General features: G+C 70.6%; 14 protein-coding genes and 1 pseudogene. 9 read left to right on the top strand and 6 right to left on the bottom strand.

Features of this window, described 5'->3' with window-relative positions; translation table 11 throughout:
• The first annotated feature begins 81 nt into the window (after nucleotides 1–81).
• The 7 genes from M8R19_RS31870 to M8R19_RS31840 are packed head-to-tail and all read left to right on the top strand — an operon-like array spanning nucleotide 82 to nucleotide 6,373.
• Nucleotides 82–759, top strand: coding sequence for a thermostable hemolysin (locus M8R19_RS31870; RefSeq protein WP_249919999.1), 678 nt, complete (start codon nucleotides 82–84; stop codon nucleotides 757–759).
• Entirely contained in the window at nucleotides 749–2,215 is a 1,467-nt protein-coding gene (locus M8R19_RS31865) for an AMP-binding protein (RefSeq protein WP_249919998.1), read from the top strand. The genes M8R19_RS31870 and M8R19_RS31865 overlap by 11 nt, the downstream gene beginning before the upstream one ends.
• 11 nt (nucleotides 2,216–2,226) lie before the next feature.
• Complete coding sequence (locus M8R19_RS31860) at nucleotides 2,227–2,913, top strand: iron-containing redox enzyme family protein (RefSeq protein ID WP_069866763.1); 687 nt, start codon at nucleotides 2,227–2,229, stop codon at nucleotides 2,911–2,913.
• The gene (locus tag M8R19_RS31855; protein WP_249919997.1) at nucleotides 2,900–3,706 is read left to right on the top strand and encodes an SDR family oxidoreductase; all 807 of its coding nucleotides are present in this window, start codon (nucleotides 2,900–2,902) and stop codon (nucleotides 3,704–3,706) included. Before M8R19_RS31860 ends, M8R19_RS31855 begins: the two co-directional genes overlap by 14 nt.
• Nucleotides 3,703–4,344: a tetratricopeptide repeat protein gene (locus M8R19_RS31850; protein ID WP_116424402.1), complete on the top strand. Its 642-nt coding sequence runs from the start codon at nucleotides 3,703–3,705 to the stop codon at nucleotides 4,342–4,344. The genes M8R19_RS31855 and M8R19_RS31850 overlap by 4 nt, the downstream gene beginning before the upstream one ends.
• Before the next feature lie 2 nt (nucleotides 4,345–4,346).
• A complete protein-coding gene (locus tag M8R19_RS31845; RefSeq protein WP_116424401.1) occupies nucleotides 4,347–5,009 on the top strand; it encodes a response regulator in 663 nt (220 codons plus the stop codon).
• Nucleotides 5,006–6,373 (top strand): sensor histidine kinase, encoded by a 1,368-nt coding sequence (locus M8R19_RS31840; RefSeq protein ID WP_064583330.1) that lies wholly within the window; start codon nucleotides 5,006–5,008, stop codon nucleotides 6,371–6,373. The genes M8R19_RS31845 and M8R19_RS31840 overlap by 4 nt, the downstream gene beginning before the upstream one ends.
• 15 nt (nucleotides 6,374–6,388) lie before the next feature.
• On the opposite strand, the gene M8R19_RS31835 is transcribed toward M8R19_RS31840, so the two are convergent.
• Genes M8R19_RS31835 through otsB form a run of 3 tightly spaced genes read right to left on the bottom strand, consistent with a single transcriptional unit; the run spans nucleotide 6,389 to nucleotide 10,397 of the window.
• On the bottom strand, nucleotides 6,389–7,801 hold the full coding sequence (locus M8R19_RS31835) for an alpha,alpha-trehalose-phosphate synthase (UDP-forming) (RefSeq protein WP_074982369.1): 1,413 nt from the start codon (nucleotides 7,799–7,801) through the stop codon (nucleotides 6,389–6,391).
• Nucleotides 7,786–9,579, bottom strand: a complete 1,794-nt coding sequence (locus M8R19_RS31830) for a glycoside hydrolase family 15 protein (protein WP_249919996.1) — start codon at nucleotides 9,577–9,579, stop codon at nucleotides 7,786–7,788. The genes M8R19_RS31835 and M8R19_RS31830 overlap by 16 nt, the downstream gene beginning before the upstream one ends.
• Nucleotides 9,576–10,397, bottom strand: a complete 822-nt coding sequence (gene otsB / locus M8R19_RS31825; RefSeq protein ID WP_249919995.1) for a trehalose-phosphatase — start codon at nucleotides 10,395–10,397, stop codon at nucleotides 9,576–9,578. Before otsB ends, M8R19_RS31830 begins: the two co-directional genes overlap by 4 nt.
• Nucleotides 10,398–10,737: 340 nt before the next feature.
• Here otsB and M8R19_RS31820 point away from each other — a divergent pair.
• Nucleotides 10,738–10,992 (top strand): annotated as a pseudogene (locus tag M8R19_RS31820) (helix-turn-helix domain-containing protein); the annotation flags it as partial.
• A 35-nt stretch (nucleotides 10,993–11,027) separates the two neighbouring features.
• On the opposite strand, the gene M8R19_RS31815 reads toward M8R19_RS31820, so the two are convergent.
• Nucleotides 11,028–12,554, bottom strand: a complete 1,527-nt coding sequence (locus M8R19_RS31815) for a DHA2 family efflux MFS transporter permease subunit (protein ID WP_009620317.1) — start codon at nucleotides 12,552–12,554, stop codon at nucleotides 11,028–11,030.
• Nucleotides 12,555–12,739: 185 nt separating this feature from the next.
• Between M8R19_RS31815 and M8R19_RS31810 the strand changes: the two genes are divergently transcribed.
• Nucleotides 12,740–13,207 (top strand): MarR family winged helix-turn-helix transcriptional regulator, encoded by a 468-nt coding sequence (locus M8R19_RS31810; RefSeq protein ID WP_064583332.1) that lies wholly within the window; start codon nucleotides 12,740–12,742, stop codon nucleotides 13,205–13,207.
• Here the strand turns inward: M8R19_RS31810 and M8R19_RS31805 are convergent, their stop codons facing one another.
• Both M8R19_RS31805 and M8R19_RS31800 read right to left on the bottom strand, forming a co-directional pair.
• Entirely contained in the window at nucleotides 13,208–14,959 is a 1,752-nt protein-coding gene (locus tag M8R19_RS31805) for a GGDEF domain-containing protein (RefSeq protein WP_074982379.1), read from the bottom strand.
• Nucleotides 14,959–15,996: an extracellular solute-binding protein gene (locus M8R19_RS31800; protein ID WP_249919994.1), complete on the bottom strand. Its 1,038-nt coding sequence runs from the start codon at nucleotides 15,994–15,996 to the stop codon at nucleotides 14,959–14,961. Before M8R19_RS31800 ends, M8R19_RS31805 begins: the two co-directional genes overlap by 1 nt.
• Between the last annotated feature and the right edge of the window lie 1,232 nt (nucleotides 15,997–17,228).

The following is a 17,228-nucleotide window of genomic DNA, read 5'->3' as shown; positions in this document are numbered from 1 at the left end:
GAACACCCCCCGCTTCAGACTGCATTCAGATTCGCTGCCGATACTCCCCTCCAGCCGCCAGTCCCGCTTGGGGGGAACGACATGACACAGACACAATGGAACGCCCTTTTTCCATTGCGCTTCGGCACCCATGCCGAGCGCATGGCCAGCCTGGTCCTGCGCCGCGCGGGCGAACCCGGCCGTGAGGCGCTGGAGGCGTTCATCCACCAGCGCTTCGAGCGCATGCACCATGCCGACGTGCAGCACTTCCTGCCCGACCTGCTCGGCCTGTACGACAGCCAGGGCCGGCTCAGCGCCGCGGTGGGCATCCGCCTGGCGGCCGGCGGGCCGCTGTTTCTCGAAGGCTACCTGGACGAACCGCTGGAAGCGCCGGTGTCGCGCCTGGCCGGGCGCATCGTCGGGCGCGACGAGCTGGTGGAGGTGGGCAACCTGTCCGCGCTCAGCGCCGGCAGCGCGCGGCTGATCATCGTGGCGGTGACCTGGCTGCTGGCCGCCCGCGAGCTGAACTGGGTGGCCTTCACCGGCGCCGCCAGCCTGGTCAACAGCTTCCACCGCCTGGGGCTGGAACCGAGCGTGCTGGGCCGCGCCGACCCCGCCCGGCTGAACGGCGAAGGCGCCAGTTGGGGCAGCTACTACGAGCAGCATCCGCAGGTGTTCGCCGGCGACATCCGCTACGGCCATGCGCAGCTGGAGCGCAACCGGGTGTTCGAGCGCCTGGGCTTTCCCCTGCTGCTGACGGAGGCCGGCCATGCAGCCTGAACTGCAAGCCTTCCGCCAGCGCCTGGAGGAACACGCGCGGCTTCCGGGCGAGCCCATCGCCCTGCGCGGCGCCAACGAACGCTATAGCCATGCCCAACTGCTGGAGCAGGTGCAGGCCCGCGAGGAACTGCTGCGCCAACAGCCGCCGGGCGTCGTCGCCTTCGCCCTGGACAACGGCCCCGAAGCGCTGTTCTGGGACCTGGCGGCGCTGTTCGGCGAGCGCCCCTGCGTACTCCTGCCGCCGTTCTTCAGCCCGGCCCAGCGCGCCCATTGCCTGATGCAGAGCCAGGCCACGCTGGTGCTGGCCCCGGCCGAGCTGCACGACGAATTGCGCGAACTGGGCTTCAGCCCCGGCGAGCCGTTCTGGTGGCGCCCGTCGGTGGTGGATGCCGGCATGCCGCCGGGTACCGCCAAGCTCACCTATACCTCCGGCAGCACCGGCGCGCCCAAGGGCGTGTGCCTGTCCGCCGCGGCGCTGCTGCAGGTGGCCAACGAGCTGGAGCGGGCCAGCCGCCCGGCCGAGCCCGCCAGCTACCTGGCGGTACTGCCGCTGGCAGTGTTGCTGGAGAACCTCGGCCTGTATGCCGCGCTGCTGGCCGGCGCCAGCATCACCCTGCTGCCGCAGGTGCAGCTGGGCATCAGCGGCGCCAGCGGGGTCGACTGGCAACGCCTGCTCGGCTGCGTGGCGCTCAGCGGCGCGCAGAGCCTGATCCTGGTGCCGCAACTGCTGCTCGGCCTGGTCAGCGCCATCGAGCGCGGGCTGATGCGCGTCGGCCCGCTGCGCTTCGTCGCGGTGGGCGGCGCGCCGGTATCGGCCAGCCTGCTGCAGCGCGCCGCCGCCGTCGGCCTGCCGGTGTATGAGGGCTATGGGCTGTCCGAATGCGCCTCGGTGGTCTGCCTCAACCGCCCCGGCGAGCAGCGCCCGGGCAGCGTCGGCCGGCCGCTGCCGCACGTCGAGATACGCCTGGCCGAGGACGGCGAGGTGCTGGTGCGCGGCGCCACCCTGCTCGGCTACCTGGGCGAGCCGCCCTGCACCGGGCAGTGGTGGCCCACCGGCGATCTCGGCCGTTTCGACGCCGAGGGCTACCTGTACCTGGCCGGGCGCAAGAAGAACCAGTTCATCACCAGCTTCGGGCGCAACGTCAACCCGGAATGGATCGAGGCCGAGCTGAGCCAGGGCGGCGCCATCCTCCAGGCCTTCGTCCATGGCGAGGGTCTGCACCAGAACCTGGCGCTGCTCTGGCCGCTGGACCCGCAGGCCAGCGACGGCGACCTGGAGCAGGCGGTGCAGCGCTGCAACGCCGCCCTCCCCGACTACGCCCGGGTGCACGCCTGGCGCCGCCTGCCGCGGCCCTTCAGCGCCGCCGAGGGCACCCTCACCGCCAACGGCCGGCCACGTCGCGCGGCCATCCTCGAACGCTACCGCAACGAACTCTTTTCCCTCGTGACCGAATGAGGTTCAACACCATGGCATTCTTCGACACCCTGCAATCGGCCACCGCCCAGGAGCGCCAGGCGCTGTTCGGCGTACCGGTGATCCGCGACGCCCTGGACGGCGTCGTCAGCCTGGAGGGCTACGTCGCCTTCCTCACCCAGGCCTACCACCACGTGCGCCATACCGTGCCGCTGATGATGGCCTGCGGCGCCCGCCTGCCCCCGCGCCTGGAGTGGCTGCGCAAGGCGGTGTGCGACTACATCGAGGAAGAGTACGGCCACGAGCAGTGGATCCTCGACGACATCGCCGCCTGCGGCGGCGATCCCGAGCAGGTGCGCAACAGCCGCCCGGCGCTGCCCATCGAGCTGATGGTGGCCTTCCTCTACGACCTGATCGCCCGCGACAACCCGGTGGGCCTGTTCGGCATGGTCAACGTGCTGGAGGGCACCAGCATCGCCCTGGCCACCCAGGCCGCCGGCAGCATCCAGCAGGGCCTCGGCCTGCCGCCGGGCGCCTTCGGCTACCTGAGCTCCCACGGCGCCCTGGACCAGGACCACATGGCCACCTACCGCACGCTGATGAACCGCCTGGACGATGCCGCCGACCAGCAGGCGGTGGTCCACGCCGCCAGGGTGGTGTACCAGCTGTACGCCGACATGTTCCGCGGCCTGCCGCGGGCCCGGGCCGGCCTGGGCGAGGTGCAGCATGCGCCTGCCTGACTGCCGCGCGGTGCTCACCGGCGCCAGCGGCGGCATCGGCCTGCAACTGGCCGAACAGCTGTGCGTCGCCGGGGCCCGGGTGCTGGCGGTCAGCCGTCATCCGGGCCCGTTGGCCGAGCTGCGGCGGCGCTACCCGCAGCAGCTGCTCTGGGCGTGCGCCGACCTGCGCACGGCCGGCGGCCGCCAGGCGGTGGTCGAGGCGGCGTGGCAGATGGGCGGCGCCAACCTGCTGATCAACGCCGCCGGGGTGAACCGCTTCGCCCTGCTCGACCAACTGGACGAGCAGGCCCTGGACGACCTGTTGGCGCTGAACATCACCGCCACCCTGCAGCTGACGCGGGTGATGCTGCCGCTGCTGCGCGAGCAGCCCCACGCCCTGGTGGTGAACGTCGGCTCCACCTACGGCTCCATCGGCTACCCCGGCTATGCCGCCTACTGCGCCAGCAAGTTCGCCCTGCGCGGCTTCTCCGAAGCCCTGCGCCGGGAACTGGCCGACACCCCGGTGGACGTGCTCTACGTCGCTCCGCGGGCAACCCGCACCAACATGAACTCGGCCGCCGCCACGGCGCTGAACCTGGCCCTGAAGGTGGGCATGGACGACCCGCGCGACGTCGCCCGGGCGGTGCTCGACGCCGTGCAGAAGAACCGCAGCGAGCTGTACCTGGGCTGGCCGGAGAAGCTTTTCGTGCGCCTCAACGGCATGCTCCCCGGCCTGGTCGACCGCGCCCTGCGCAAGCAACTGCCACTGATCCGTCGCTACAGCGACGCCAACACCCGGGAGCCCCTGGAATGAAGCGCCTGATCCTCATCTTCCTGCTGGCCATCGCTCCCTTCGCCTGGGCCCTCGACCCCGCCGGCACGCAGCGCCTGGCCGCCCTCCAGCAACGCTGGGCGCAAATCCAGTACCAGTTGCCGGAGGCCCAGCGCGCCGCGGCCTTCGAGAAGCTCGCCGGCGACAGCGAAGCCTTCACCCGCGAGCAGCCCGGCGCCGCCGAAGCCTGGATCTGGAACGGCATCATCACCAGCAGCTGGGCCGGCGCGGTCGGCGGCCTCGGCGCCCTGGGCAAGGTGAAGAGCGCCCGCGCCAGCCTGGAGAAGGCCCTGCAGCTCGACCCCGGCGCGCTGCAAGGCTCGGCCTATACCAGCCTGGGCGCCCTCTACGACCGAGTGCCGGGCTGGCCGATCGGCTTCGGCGACGCCGACAAGGCCGAGGCCATGCTGCGCAAGGCGCTGCAGATCAACCCCACGGGCATCGACAGCCTGTACTTCTGGGGCGACCATCTGTACCGCGAGGGCCGCTACGAAGAGGCCCGCAGCGCCCTGCAGAAGGCCCTGCAGGCCCCGCCGCGGCCGGGGCGCGAGCTGGCCGACCAGGGCCGCCGCGGCGAAATCGATGCTTTACTCAAGGCGATCAAGGACAAGCAGGACTGAGCATGCGGCTATTGCTGGTAGAGGACGACAGCGCCCTGGGCGAAGGCGTGCGCACGGGGTTGCGCCAGGAGGGCTACACCATCGATTGGCTCAAGGACGGCGCCAGCGCACTGCACGCCTTGCAGCACGAGGCATTCGACCTGGCGGTGCTCGACCTCGGCCTGCCGCGCCTGGATGGCGTGGAAGTGCTCAAGCGCCTGCGCGCCGGCGGCGCCAACCTGCCGGTGCTGATCCTCACCGCGCGCGACGCCACCGAGGACCGCATCGCCGGGCTGGACGCCGGCGCCGACGACTACCTGGTCAAGCCCTTCGACCTGGACGAGCTCAAGGCCCGCCTGCGCGCCCTGCTGCGGCGCAGCGCCGGGCGCGCCCGGGTGCTGATCGAACATGCCGGGGTGAGCCTCGACCCGGCCACCCAGCAGGTCAGCTACCAGGGCCAGCCGGTGCTGCTGACGCCCAAGGAATACCTGCTGCTGCACGAGCTGCTGGCGCAGCCGGGCAAGGTCTTCACCCGCGAGCGCCTGACGCAGCTGCTCTACGGCTGGGACGAGGAAGCCGAGAGCAACACCCTGGAGGTGCACATCTACCACCTGCGCAAGAAGCTCTCCGGCGACCTCATCCGCACCGTGCGCGGCATCGGCTACCTGGTGGAAGGCCAGGCATGAGTTCGCTGCGCCGGCGCACCCTGCTGCGGGTGACGGCCCTGCTGCTGCTCGGCACCGGGCTGCTGGCGCTGTACAACTACCACGACAGCAGCCACGAGATCGCCGAGGTCTACGACGCCCACCTGGCGCAGAACGCCCGCCTGCTGCAGGGGGTGATGAGCATGCCGCTGGACGAGGCCGGGCGGCGCAACCTCTACGCCGCCTTCGACGAGGCGCTGAGCCAGGTCGGCCGGCACCGCGTCGGCCACCCCTACGAGAACAAGCTGGCCTTCCAGGTGTGGCGCGAGGATGGCCAGATCCTGGTGCACACGCCCAGCGCGCCCACCTTCAGCGCGCCGCTGCGCACGCCGGGGTTCGCCAACTACGAAGTGGAAGGCCGGCACTGGCGCGGCTTCCTGCTGCCGGTGCCGGCGCAGAAGCTGCTGATCTGGGTGGGCGAGCGCGACGACGTGCGCGAGGACCTGGTGGGGCGCATCGTCCGCCACACCCTGCTGCCCTTCATGCTCGGCAGCCTGGCCCTGGTGCTGCTGGTGTGGCTGGCCATCGGCTGGGGCCTGCAGCCGCTGCAGAACATGGCGAAGGTGATCCGCGCCCGCCACGCCGACTCCCTGGAGCCGCTGCAGCTGGTGCCGCTGCCCAGGGAACTGGAACCCATGCAGGCCGCGCTCAACCGCCTGCTCGGCCAGCTGGAGGCGCTGCTGCGCCGCGAACACCGCTTCATCGCCGACGCCGCCCACGAGATGCGCACGCCCCTGGCGGTGCTCCGCCTGCACGCGCAGAACGCCCTGCAGGCGCGCAACGAGACCGAACGCCGCGAGGCCCTGGACTTCCTCATCGGCGGCGTCGACCGCCTGAGCCGGGTGGTCAACCAGTTGCTCACCCTGGCCCGCGTCGAGCCGCAGCTGGCGCAGCGCCAGTTCGCCCCGCTGGACCTGGCCGCGGTGGTCACCGACACCCTCGCCGAACTCACCCCCTGGATACTGCGCCAGGGCCTGGAGCCGGTGCTGGAGATCGAACCCGGCGACTACCGCCTGGACAGCGACGCCGGCGCCATCGGCATCGCCCTGCAGAACCTGGTGACCAACGCGGTGAACTTCTCCCCGCCCGGCGGACTGGTCCGCATCGGCCTGCGCACCGATGGCGCGCATTTCGAGCTGGCCGTCGAGGACCAGGGCCCGGGCATCGCCGAAGCGCACCTGGAGCGCGCCTTCCAGCGCTTCTACAGCGAAGGCAACGAAGGCGGCGCGGGGCTGGGGCTGTCCATCGTCGCCATGATCATGCAGCGCCTGGGCGGCAGCGCAAGCCTGGCCAACCGCGCGCAAGGCGGCCTGCGGGCGTGCCTGCGCCTGCCGCGGGGGCGGTGAGCGGGCCCGGCCGGCTCAGCGGTTGGCCCCGCGGCTGGACAGCCAGTTCAGCGGCACGCCAGGGCGCGTCAGGGCCTCGATGAAGCCGTGTCCCCAGTAGCGGATGTGGTTGGCCTCCAGCACCGAGTACATCTCCTGGTGGCGCGCCTGGCGTTCTTCCAGCGGCATCTCCAGGGCGCGCTCGATGGTGTCGGCCAGGGCGTCGCGGTCATGGGGGTTGACGATGAGCGCGGCGCCCAGCTCGGCGGCGGCGCCGGCGAACTGCGAGAGGATCAGCACGCCGGGGTCGGCCGGGTCCTGCGCTGCGACGAACTCCTTGGCCACCAGGTTCATGCCGTCGCGCAGCGGCGTGACCAGGCCGATGCGCGCGCGGCGCATGACCAGGGCGATGTCCTCGCGGCCCAGGTTGCGGCTGACGAAGCGCAGCGGCACCCAGGAGACCGCGGCGAAACGGCCGTTGATGTGCCCCACGCGGGCGCTCACCGCGGCGTCGATCTCGGCGTACTCGGGAATCTCCTGGCGGCTGCCGGGGGCGATCTGCAGGCAGGTCACCTTGCCTTGCCGCTCGGGGTATTTCTCCAGGAAGCGCTCGTAGGCGTCCAGGCGGTTGGTGATGCCCTTGGAGTAGTCCAGGCGGTCCACCCCGACCATCAGCGCCCGGCCCACCAGGCTCTCCTCCAGCTTGGCGGCCAGCGGGCCGTGTTCGGCCTCCTCGGCCAGGTGGCGGAAGCCCTCGACGTCCACCCCCACCGGGAACACGCCGACGCGGAAGTGCTGGTGGCCCAGGCTGAAGCGCCGCGAATCGGGGGTGGCTGCGCCCACCACGCGGGTCAGGTAGCGGGCGAAGTTGTCGGCGTCGTTCTCGGTCTGGAAGCCGATCAGGTTGTATTCGGTGAGCGCGCGCACCAGCTCCTCGTGGTGCGGCAGCGCGGTGAGCAGGTCCGGCGGCGGCATGGGGATGTGCAGGAAGAAGCCGATGCGGTTGCGGTGGCCGCGTTCGCGCAGCGCCACGGCCAGGGGGATCAGGTGGTAGTCGTGGACCCACAGCACGTCGTCCGGCTGCAGCAGCGGGCTCAGGCGCTCGGCGAAGAATTCGTTGACGCGCAGGTAGCCGCCGAAGTCGGCCTCGGTGAACTCGGCCAGGTCCACCCGGTAGTGCAGGATCGGCCAGAGCACGCGGTTGGCGAAGCCGTTGTAGTACTCCTGGAAGTCCTGCGGCGGCAGGTCGGTGACCATGTAGGTGATGTTGTCGTTCTGCAGGGTGGTCGGCTCGGCCGGCACCTCCGCCACCTGGCCGCTCCAGCCGAACCACAGGCCCTCGCGCTCGCGCAGGGTGGCCGCCACCGCCACGGCCAGGCCGCCCGGCGCGGGCCGGCCCTCGGCATCGGGCATGCCCACCCGGTTGGAAATCACTACAAGCCGCGACATAGGCCCTCCTCCCAGCTCATGGACAGACGCATGGCGGTGTTGATCAAGCCGGCCATGGAGTAGGTCTGCGGAATGTTGCCCCACATCTCGCCGGTGTGCGGATGCAGGTCCTCGGACAGCAGGCCGAAGCTGTTGCGCGCGGCCAGCAGCTCGGCGTACAGCTCGCGGGCCTGGTCGCGGCGGCCGATGGCGGCCAGGGCGTCCAGGTACCAGAACTTGACCACCAGGAAGGCGGTCTCCGGCACCCCGAAGTCGTCGGCGGCGGCGTAGCGCAGCAGGTGGCCGTTGACGTTCAGTTCGCGGCCGATGCAGTCGACGGTAGCGACGAAGCGCGGGTCGTCGGCCTCGATCAGGCCCAGCTCGTGCATCAGCAGCACGCTGGCGTCGAGGTCGTCGACGCCGAAGCTGCCGGTGAAGGAATGCCGCCGCTCGCTCCAGGCCGCGCGCAGGATGCCCTCGCGGATACGCGTGGCCTCCTTGCGCCAGCGCGCCGCCGAGTCGCCGTGGCCCAGGCGCGCGGCGATGCGCGCCACGCGGTCGCAGGCGGCCCAGCAGAGCATCGCCGAGTGGGTGTGCACGCGTTGCCGGCCGCGGTATTCCCAGATGCCCGCGTCGGGCACGAAGGCGTAGCGCGCGGCGCGCTCGGCCAGGCTTTCCAGCATGCGCAGCATGCCTTCGTCGCCGGGGTGCGGCAGGCGCTGGTCGACGAAGCTCTGCAGCACCGCCAGCACCACCGAGCCGAACACGTCGTGCTGCACCTGCTCCACCGCCTGGTTGCCGACGCGCACCGGGGCGTGGCCGAGGAAACCGGCCAGGTCCGGCTCGATGCGCTCGCTCAGGTCCATGGCCGGGACCACGCCGTACAGCGGGCGCAGCTCGGCGCCCTCCACCGCCACCGTGGTGATGAAGTCGACGTAGCGTTCCATGGTCTTGGTGGCGCCCAGGCGGTTCAGCGCCAGCACCACGAAGTAGGCGTCGCGCAGCCAGCAGTAGCGGTAATCCCAGTTGCGCTGGGTGCCCGGCGCCTCGGGCACCGAGGTGGTCACCGCGGCGATGATCGCCCCGGTCTCCTCGAAGCTGCACAGCTTCAGGGTGATGGCCGCGCGGATCACCACGTCCTGCCATTCGAAGGGGATGGCCAGCGAGCGCACCCACTCGTACCAGCCGGCGCGGGTGCGTTCGAGGAAGCTGCGGACCACCTGCTCGGGGGATTCGTCCAGCGGTTCGTCGACGCCCATCACCAGGCTCACCGGGTGCTTGAGGGCGAAGGGCGTTTCCTGCATGACGTAGGACAGCGGCGCATCGGTGGTCAAGCGCAGCGCCTGGTCGCCGCCCAGGTAGCGGATGTGGCTGGAGCCGGCCACCGCCTCGCACGGCTTGCCGTAGTGGTGCGTCGGGCGCATGCGCAGGGTCACCCGCGGCAGCCCCTGCACCGGCTCCACCAGGCGGCACAGCTGCGCCGGGCGGAAGTAGCGGCCGTACTGCAGGAAGCGCGGGGCGAAGTCGGTGATGCGCACGGCGTTGCCCGCGGCGTCGGTGAGGGTGGTGCGGATGATCGCGGTGTTGGGCTGGTATTCCGAGTGGCTGCTGACCATGCCGTCGAGCAGCACGTCGCAGAAGCCCTTTTCCTCGTCGCCGGCCAACAGCCGGGAGAAGGCCGGGTCGCCGTCGAAGTTCGGGTAGCACCACCACACCAGGCGCGCCTGCCGGTTCACCAGGGCGGCGACGCGGCAGTTGCCGATCAGCCCCAGGTCCAGCGCGCCGTTGTGCTTGCTCATGCCTGTGTCCTCCTCGTGGCCTGAATGAGTGTCTCGCGCACCGCGCGCGGATGGTCGAAGGCGGCCCGCGCGCCGGGCGCCAGGCGCCCGACCGAAAGGCCCAGGCCGTGCAACTGCGGCATCAGCGCCAGGGCCGGCTCGTCGGTGTGGTCGTCGCCGATGAACAGCGGCCGGCGCCCGGCGAAGGGCGGCTCGCCGAGGAAGCGGCGGATGGCCTGGGCCTTGTCGCTGGTGTGGGCCAGCACCTCGAACACCATCTTCCCCGGCAGCAGCCGCAGCCCGGCGCCCTCGGGGCCGCGCAGCAGGCGCTCCAGGGCCGCCGCCAGGAACGGGCCGGCCTCGGGCGCGGCGCGGTAATGCAGGGCCAGGCTGCTGCCCTTGTCCTCGGCCAGCACGCCGGGATGGCGCCGGGCCAGGGCCAGCAGTTGCTCGCGTTGCGGCGCGCCAAGATGGGCCGCCGGCAACTGTTGCATGGGCTGCCCGCCAGCCAGGCGCCATTGCGCGCCGTGGCCACCGCTGGCCGGCAGGCGCAGGGGGGCGAACAGGTCGTCGAGCTGCGCCAGCGGGCGTCCGCTGACCAGCGCCAGGGCGCCGTCCAGTTGGCGGTGCAGGCTTTGCAGGGCGGCGCGCAGGTCGTCGGGAACGCGCACCGCGTCGGGGGTCTCGACGATATCCAGGAGGGTACCGTCGACATCGAGAAAGAGCGCGCAGGGTGCGTCGCGCTCGCTCAACCAGTCATCGAGCAGGGCCCTGGCCGAGGCATCACCGCAAGCAGCAATGGCCGCGTCGGCCAGACCTGAATCGATCGGGCGGGACATGGGCCGATCTCCACGTTTCGGGCCGCCCGCGAAGAGCCGCTGCGGACGACGAAGCGAATGAGAATCCAAAAGACTAACACGGGAAAATCCACCGGGCGGCCAGCGCGCCGGCTGCATCTTCCGCCCTGGGACGGACCTTCCAGGGGCCCGGCAAGTTCAGCAAGGTCCATGCCTTGGCGCCCTGCCCGGCTGCCGCCCGCGCCGCCACGACGCCCGGTCTGCCGGGGCTGGCGCCGTTCGTCGCGTACCGTTCGCGGGCAAGCCGCCGCTCCCCGGCCGCAGTGTGAATGCCCACAAGCGGTGCGCTGACTAGACTGGCGGGAACCCCGGGAGCCGACCGATGGATGCCCTGATCAACGCCGCCGCCCGCGCCCTGGCCCTGGGCGACCTGGCCCGCGCCCGCGAACTGCTGCGCGCCGCCGCCCGCGCCTTCGGCCCGCGGGAAGCCGTGGCCCGCGCGCGCTGCCAGGTGGCCGAGGCGGAAATCGCCTTCGCCGACCACGAACTGGGCTGGCCGGTGGCGCGCCTGGAAGCGGCGCTGGCCACCCTGGAGGCCCACGGCGACCGGTTGAGCGCCGCCCAAGTCCGGAGACTGAATGACCCGCCGTGCCCCGCGCGGGCACGGCGGCCCTAGTGGTCGGCCACCGCCACCCGCGCCTTGCCGCTGAACGGCGGGCGCGTCAGCCAGATCACGCTCATCAGTATCAGGAAGATCCAGCCCAGGGCGTGGAACAGCTCGTTGAAGCTGATCTGGTAGGCCTGCTGGGTGATCATCTGGTTCAGCAGGCTGGCGCCCAGCTGCGGGTCGCCCTGGCCAAGCAGCTCCAGGCTGTTGCGCGTGCCGCTGTCGAACGTGGTGATGCTCTCGCTGAGCTGGGCGTGGTGCAACACCGCGCGGCGGTCCCAGAGGAAGGTGGTGAGCGAGGCCGAGAAGCTGCCGGCGAGGGTCCGCAGGAAGGTCGACAGCCCGGAGCCGGCGGCGATCTCGTGGGCCTCCAGGTCCGACAGCAGGATCACCGTGGTGGGCATGAAGAACAGCGCCACGCCCACGCCCATCAGCGCCTGCATCAGAGCGACGTGGCGGAAGTCGATGTCCAGGGTGAAGTCCGAGCGCAGGAAGCAGGTGGCGCCCATGGCGACGAAGGCCACCGAGGCTACCAGGCGCAGGTCGAAGTTGGCCGCGTAGCGCCCCACCAGCAGGCTCAGCAGCAAGGGCGCGATGCCCAGCGGCGCCGCCGCCAGGCCCGCCCAGGTGGCGGTGTAGCCGAGGTTGCGCTGCAGCCACTGGGGCAGCAGCAGGTTGATGGCGAAGTAGGCCGAGAACGACAGCACCAGCGCCAGGGTGCCGTAGCGGAAGTTGTGGTGGCGGAACAGCCGCAGGTCCACCACCGGCTCGTCCTCGGTCAGTTCCCAGATGAGGAAGGCCGCCAGGGCGATGGCCGCCACCACCGCGCAGGCGATGATGAAGGGCGAGGAAAACCAGTCCTCGTCGTTGCCCTTGTCCAGCAGGATCTGCAACGCGCCGACGCCGACCACCAGGGTCGCCAGGCCGACGTAGTCGATGCGGGTGCGCTGCAGGCGCTCGGGGCGGCCGCGCATCTGCCGGCTGACCACGAACACGGCGAAGGCGCCGATGGGCAGGTTGATGAAGAAGATCCACGGCCAGGAATAGTTGTCGGTGATCCAGCCGCCGAGGATCGGCCCGGTGATGGGCGCCACCACCGCCACCATGGACAGCAGCGCCAGGGCGGTGCCGCGCTTGTGCGGCGGGTAGATGCTGATCATCAGGCTCTGGGTGATCGGGTACATGGGCCCGGCCACGGCGCCCTGCAGCGCGCGGAACAGGATGAGCATGCCCATGTCCTGGGACACGCCGCAGAGGAAGGAGGCGACCACGAACAGCAGCGAGCAGCCGATGAACAGCGGCACCTCGCCGAAGCGCCGGGAGAGGAAGCCGGTCAGCGGCAGGGAGATGGCCTGGCTGACGGCGAACGAGGTGATCACCCAGGTGCCCTGGTTGGCGCTCACGCCCAGGTTGCCGGCGATGGTCGGCAGCGCCACGTTGGCGATGGTGGTGTCGAGCACCTGCATGAAGATGGCCAGGGCCAGGCCGAGGGTGGTGAGGGCGAGGCTCGGCGGGCGGAATTCGGTGCTCATGGAAGGCGAACCTGGGGTGGGTCGTGAGGTGCCGGTGCTGCCGCCGGCCTGGGCGAATTCTGGAACCGGCGACGAATTGCTGTCAATGCAATTATTGACTTTGCACAGATAAGCCGAGGCGGGTTTGGTACTCGCCGCCCGGGTCCGTATCATCGGCGCGAAATCCACCCGCAACGGACCGCCCCATGCCCAGCCCGCCCCAGGATCACCTGTTCGCCCTCACCGGCTCGCTGCAACCGGCGCGCCGCGCCTGGCAGCAGGCCGCCAGCCTGGTGCTGGCCGAGAGCGGCCTGTCGCTGGCGGTGGCCACGCCGGTGCTGCTGGTCTCGCGCATGGGCGACGGGGTGCTGCAGAACGTGCTGGCCGACTGCATCGGCGTGCACCCGGCGGCGCTGGTGCGCACGCTCGACCAGGCAGAAGCCGCCGGCCTGCTGGAACGGCGCATGGTGCCGGGCAACCGGCGGTTGCGCGCCATCCATTTGCAGGATGCGGGACGGGAATTGGCCGAGCGCCTGGAGAAAGCCCTCAACGCCTTGCGCGCCGAAGTGCTCGGCAGCATTCCCCGGGAAGACGTCGAGACCGCCACCCGGGTGCTGCGGCTGATGGAAGAAAAGGCCCGCGCCTACGCCCAGCAGAAACCCGCGGACGCCTAGCTAGCCCTCCGGGCGCCGGTCGATCTCCAGGCCGCCGCCCTGCTGGCAGGCGAAGCTGCGCCGGCCCTCGATCTTGGCCCGGTACATGGCATCGTCGGCGCACAGCAGCAGCTCCTCGGCGCTGCTGCCATCCTCGGGGTACAGGGCGATGCCGATGCTCGCCCCCACCTGCACCACCGCGCCCTGCAGCAGCAGCTTCTCGCCGAGGGCGGCGAGGATCTTGCGCGCCACGGCCGAAGCGGTGCCGGCGATGCCCGGCCCGTGCAGCAACACCACGAATTCGTCGCCGCCCAGCCGCGCCACCTGATCCTGGTCGCGCACCGCGTGGCGCAGGCGGCGGGCGATGATGGTCAGCACCTCGTCGCCGGCGGCGTGGCCCATCTCGTCGTTGATGCGCTTGAAGTGGTCCAGGTCGATGAACAGCAGCGCCAGTTGCTCGTGGCTGGCGGCCACCCGGGCGATGGCCTGTTCCAGTTGCCCGAAGAACTGCATGCGGTTGGGCAGGCCGGTCAGCGAATCGTGGTTGGCCAGGTGCTGCAGCTCCTGCTGGCTGCGGCTCATCGCCTCGATGCGCGCCTTGAGCTCCTTGCGCAGCTGGTCGAAGCCGCGCGCCAGCAGGCCGATCTCGTCCTGGCGCTGCAACGGCAGCTCGGCCGCCAGGCTGTGCTCGGCCTGGAAGCGCACCGCGGCGTGGATCAGCATCTGCAGCGGGCGCGTCAGCGCGCGGGCGAAGAGCACCGCCAGGGCGATGGCCAGCAGGCTGAACACCAGCACCATCTGGATGATGCTCAGGCCCAGCGGCCGGCCGCTGGCCAGCACCTCGTCCAGCGGCCGGGCCAGGCCGAGCACCACGAAATGCCCCTGGCCGGGCAGGCCGAAGGGCTTGCGCACGAAGGCCATGATCCGCCCCTGCTCGCGCTGCGCGCCCTGCAGGTCGTTGACCAGCACGTTGCCGGCGCCCTCGAACAGCCCGCGGGTCTCGGCGAAGCTGTCCTGCACCAGGATGCGCCGGCCCTTGTCGAAGCCGAAGGTCATGGCCGGATCCGGGTGCACCAGGAAGTCGCCCCACTCGTTGGTCAGGTACAGCTCCAGGCCCTGCGGCAGGTCGGCCACCAGTTGGGCGAGGAATTTCTTCAGGTCGACGTTGATCACCACCACGCCTTCATTGGCGCCCCCGCCGCCGGGCACCGGGGTGGCCACGCGCAACGTCGGCGCGCCGTCGGCGGCATGGGCGCCCTGCTCGTGGTTGACCGTGATCGGCGAGACGAACAGTTGCCCCGGCGCCAGCGCCAGGCTTTCGAAGACGTAGGGGAAGTGCCCCTTTTCCTGCAACTGCTCGCCGTCCACGCGCAGCACCCGTGGGCCGTCGCGGTCGTAGCGCAGCACTTCCAGGCCGTACTCGCGGCGGCCGATCAGGCGCACCTGGGAATACTGCGGGTGCAGGCGCATGAAGGTGGCGAACACGCCGGCCAGGCGTTCCTGCGCCACCGCGTCCAGCACGCCGTCGGGCGGCGCGAGCACCTTGGGCGCCGAGGGCATGTTGGCCAGGGTCAGGGCGTCGGCGCCGATGTCGTCCAGCAGCGAGGTGAAGCGCTGGGCCAGCAACTGGGTGGAGGTCAGCAGGTTGCGCTCTGCCTCGTTGGCCAGCAACTGGCGGTTGGCGGTGTAGGCGTAGTAGCCGGTGACGCCGGAGGACAGGATGCCGATGCAGGCCAGGAGGATGCTGAGCTTGGCGGTGATTCCCAGGCGCATCAGAAGCGCTCCGCCCGGTCGCCGGAGACGATGCGGCTCCACAGCGCCTCGCGGCGGCCCACGTCCTCCACCGGCTGCAGCCAGTACAGGCGGGCCCCGGTGTCCGGCGCGGCCGAGGCGTTCAGGGTGTTGTCCAGGCCCTGGCGGCGGGTCAGCAGGTCGCTGACCGAGGGTTCCAGCATGTAGTCGATCCAGGCCTGGGCCAGGGCCCGGTCGCCGGCGGCGCGGGTCACCGCCCAGCAATCCAGCCAGGCCAGCGCGCCCTCCTCGGGGATGGCGTAGCCGACGTCGGCGCCAGCCTGGCGCAGCTGCGTCAACTGCTGGGCGCCGTAGTTGGCGAACATCAGCGCCGCGCGGTGGCGCACGAACAGCTCGGTGGCCTCCTCGGGCAGGCTGTAGTAGGCCAGCAGGTTGCGCCGCAGCGCCACCAGGCGCTGGGTCACGCGCTGCGTCTGCCGGGCGTCGAGGTGGAAGGGGTCGGGCATGCCCAGGCTCAGCGCGGTGAACGAAAAGTTGTGCTGGGCGCTGTTGAAGGCCAGCACCTTGCCCCGGTAGCGCGGGTTCCACAGCTCGGCCATGCTGCGCGGCGGCTGCGGCACCTGGCGGCGGTCGTAGATCAGCCCGATGGCGGCATAGGTATAGGGGATGGCATAGACCTGGCCGTCGGCGACCAGCCCGCCGATGCCGGCCAGGTCGCGGAAGCGCGGCTGCTGCCGGCGGGTGTTGGGAATGGCCGCCAGGTCCAGCGGCTGCAGCAGCCCGGCGCGCTGGTAGCGCTGGATTTCCGCGGTATTGGCGGCGACCACGTCGAACAGCCTCCCGCCCTGGGCGTGCAGGCGGTCCCACAGGGCCTCGTCGGAGTCCACGAAGGTCACCGTCACCTTTGCCCCTTCGCGCTGCTCGAAGGCCTTCACCACGTCGGCGTCGGCATAGCCGGGCCAGGCGAGCACGTGCAGGGTCCGCTCGTCCTGAGCCGGGGCCTGGGCCGTCAGCCCCGCCAGAATCACCGCCAACAGCCAACTGCCGATGCCACGCATAGCCCATCCTGGTAGGCGCCGCTGCCCGCCCGGCGACAAGGCGGGCGTGGCGCCGTCATTGTGTTCGCTTCCCCGAAAGGCCCGGCGGCCGGGGCCGCCGAAACCGGTGATGACAGCATGACAGTATCGCTGGACTGCGCAAGGGAGGCTGTGTGGATTCGGTTGGCTGTTCGTCGGCCTGAGGGGTTGTGGGGGCTTTGCTTGCAGCCGCTCAACCTCGTCATTCCCGCGAACGCGGGAACCCAGAGACTTTTGGGGTTGGGCTCGGTGTAGCGCGCCGCTCCGAGTGTTCGGATGTCTCTTGTTTCGCCCCCTCGGGCGAGTCCCTTTTGTCAAACGGTGGAAGGCCACCCCCGCAAAAAGGAACCAAAAAGGCTTGCCCCGACATACGGGCCCGATGGAGCCGGGCTACCCTCACGAACTCCCCCGCCACGGAGGCCCGCCCCGAGGGTACGTCCCTGTAGCCCGCGGGGCTCTCGCGACATCCATGTCGCATGACCTCCTGAGCGCGGGTTTCGCTCGGCCTTCTGAAGGGGCGTTTCGGAGTGCACGGATGTTTCTCTGGAAATCCCAAAAGCAAAAGCCAGAGCGGACGTGCTTTTGCTCTTCGTAGGAGCGAGCTTGCTCGCGAACCCAGCAGTCACTGGGTTCCCGCGTTCGCGGGAATGACGGGGTTGAAGGATGGTGCCCGACTCCAACACCACTCAGGACAGCCCCCTCTCCCTTCAGGGCGGGGCGCGCAGCCGAGGGTTGGGGAGAGGGCGCTCTCAACCCCAACGCCGCAGTCCCCGACAAACCCCGTTCGCGAGCAAGCTCGCTCCTACAGTTCCATGAAAGCATCAGCGCACCGGCCAACGGCGTATAACCGCGAACGGTTATACGCCCTACGAACCTGCCAGCTGACACTGCGTTATCCACCCACTCCAAACGGCCCCCTCTCCCTCCGGGAGAGGGCTGGGGTGAGGGCAACGAACTCCGCTCACACACCTCTGCCAACCCTGTACTCCGCCCCCCTCCCTAACCCTCCCCCGCAAGCGGGAGAGGGGACCGTTGGGCAGAACGAACAGCCACGCAGTCAGCCGGATACCTCGTGAGCGTGAAGCCGGAGCCCACGCGAACGGCAGAATGTCCAGCCACTGCGGACAGCCCCCTCACTCTCAGACACCGCCCACATTGAAGCCGCAACCCCCGGCATGGCAGCATAACGCCCCCAACCCCCGGCCCCACCGATC

It is taken from the genome of Pseudomonas sp. R3.Fl, assembly GCF_023516765.1.
Taxonomy (GTDB): domain Bacteria; phylum Pseudomonadota; class Gammaproteobacteria; order Pseudomonadales; family Pseudomonadaceae; genus Pseudomonas; species Pseudomonas citronellolis.
Note: the sequence above shows the minus strand (reverse complement) of the source record. Positions and strands in the feature narration are given on the sequence as shown.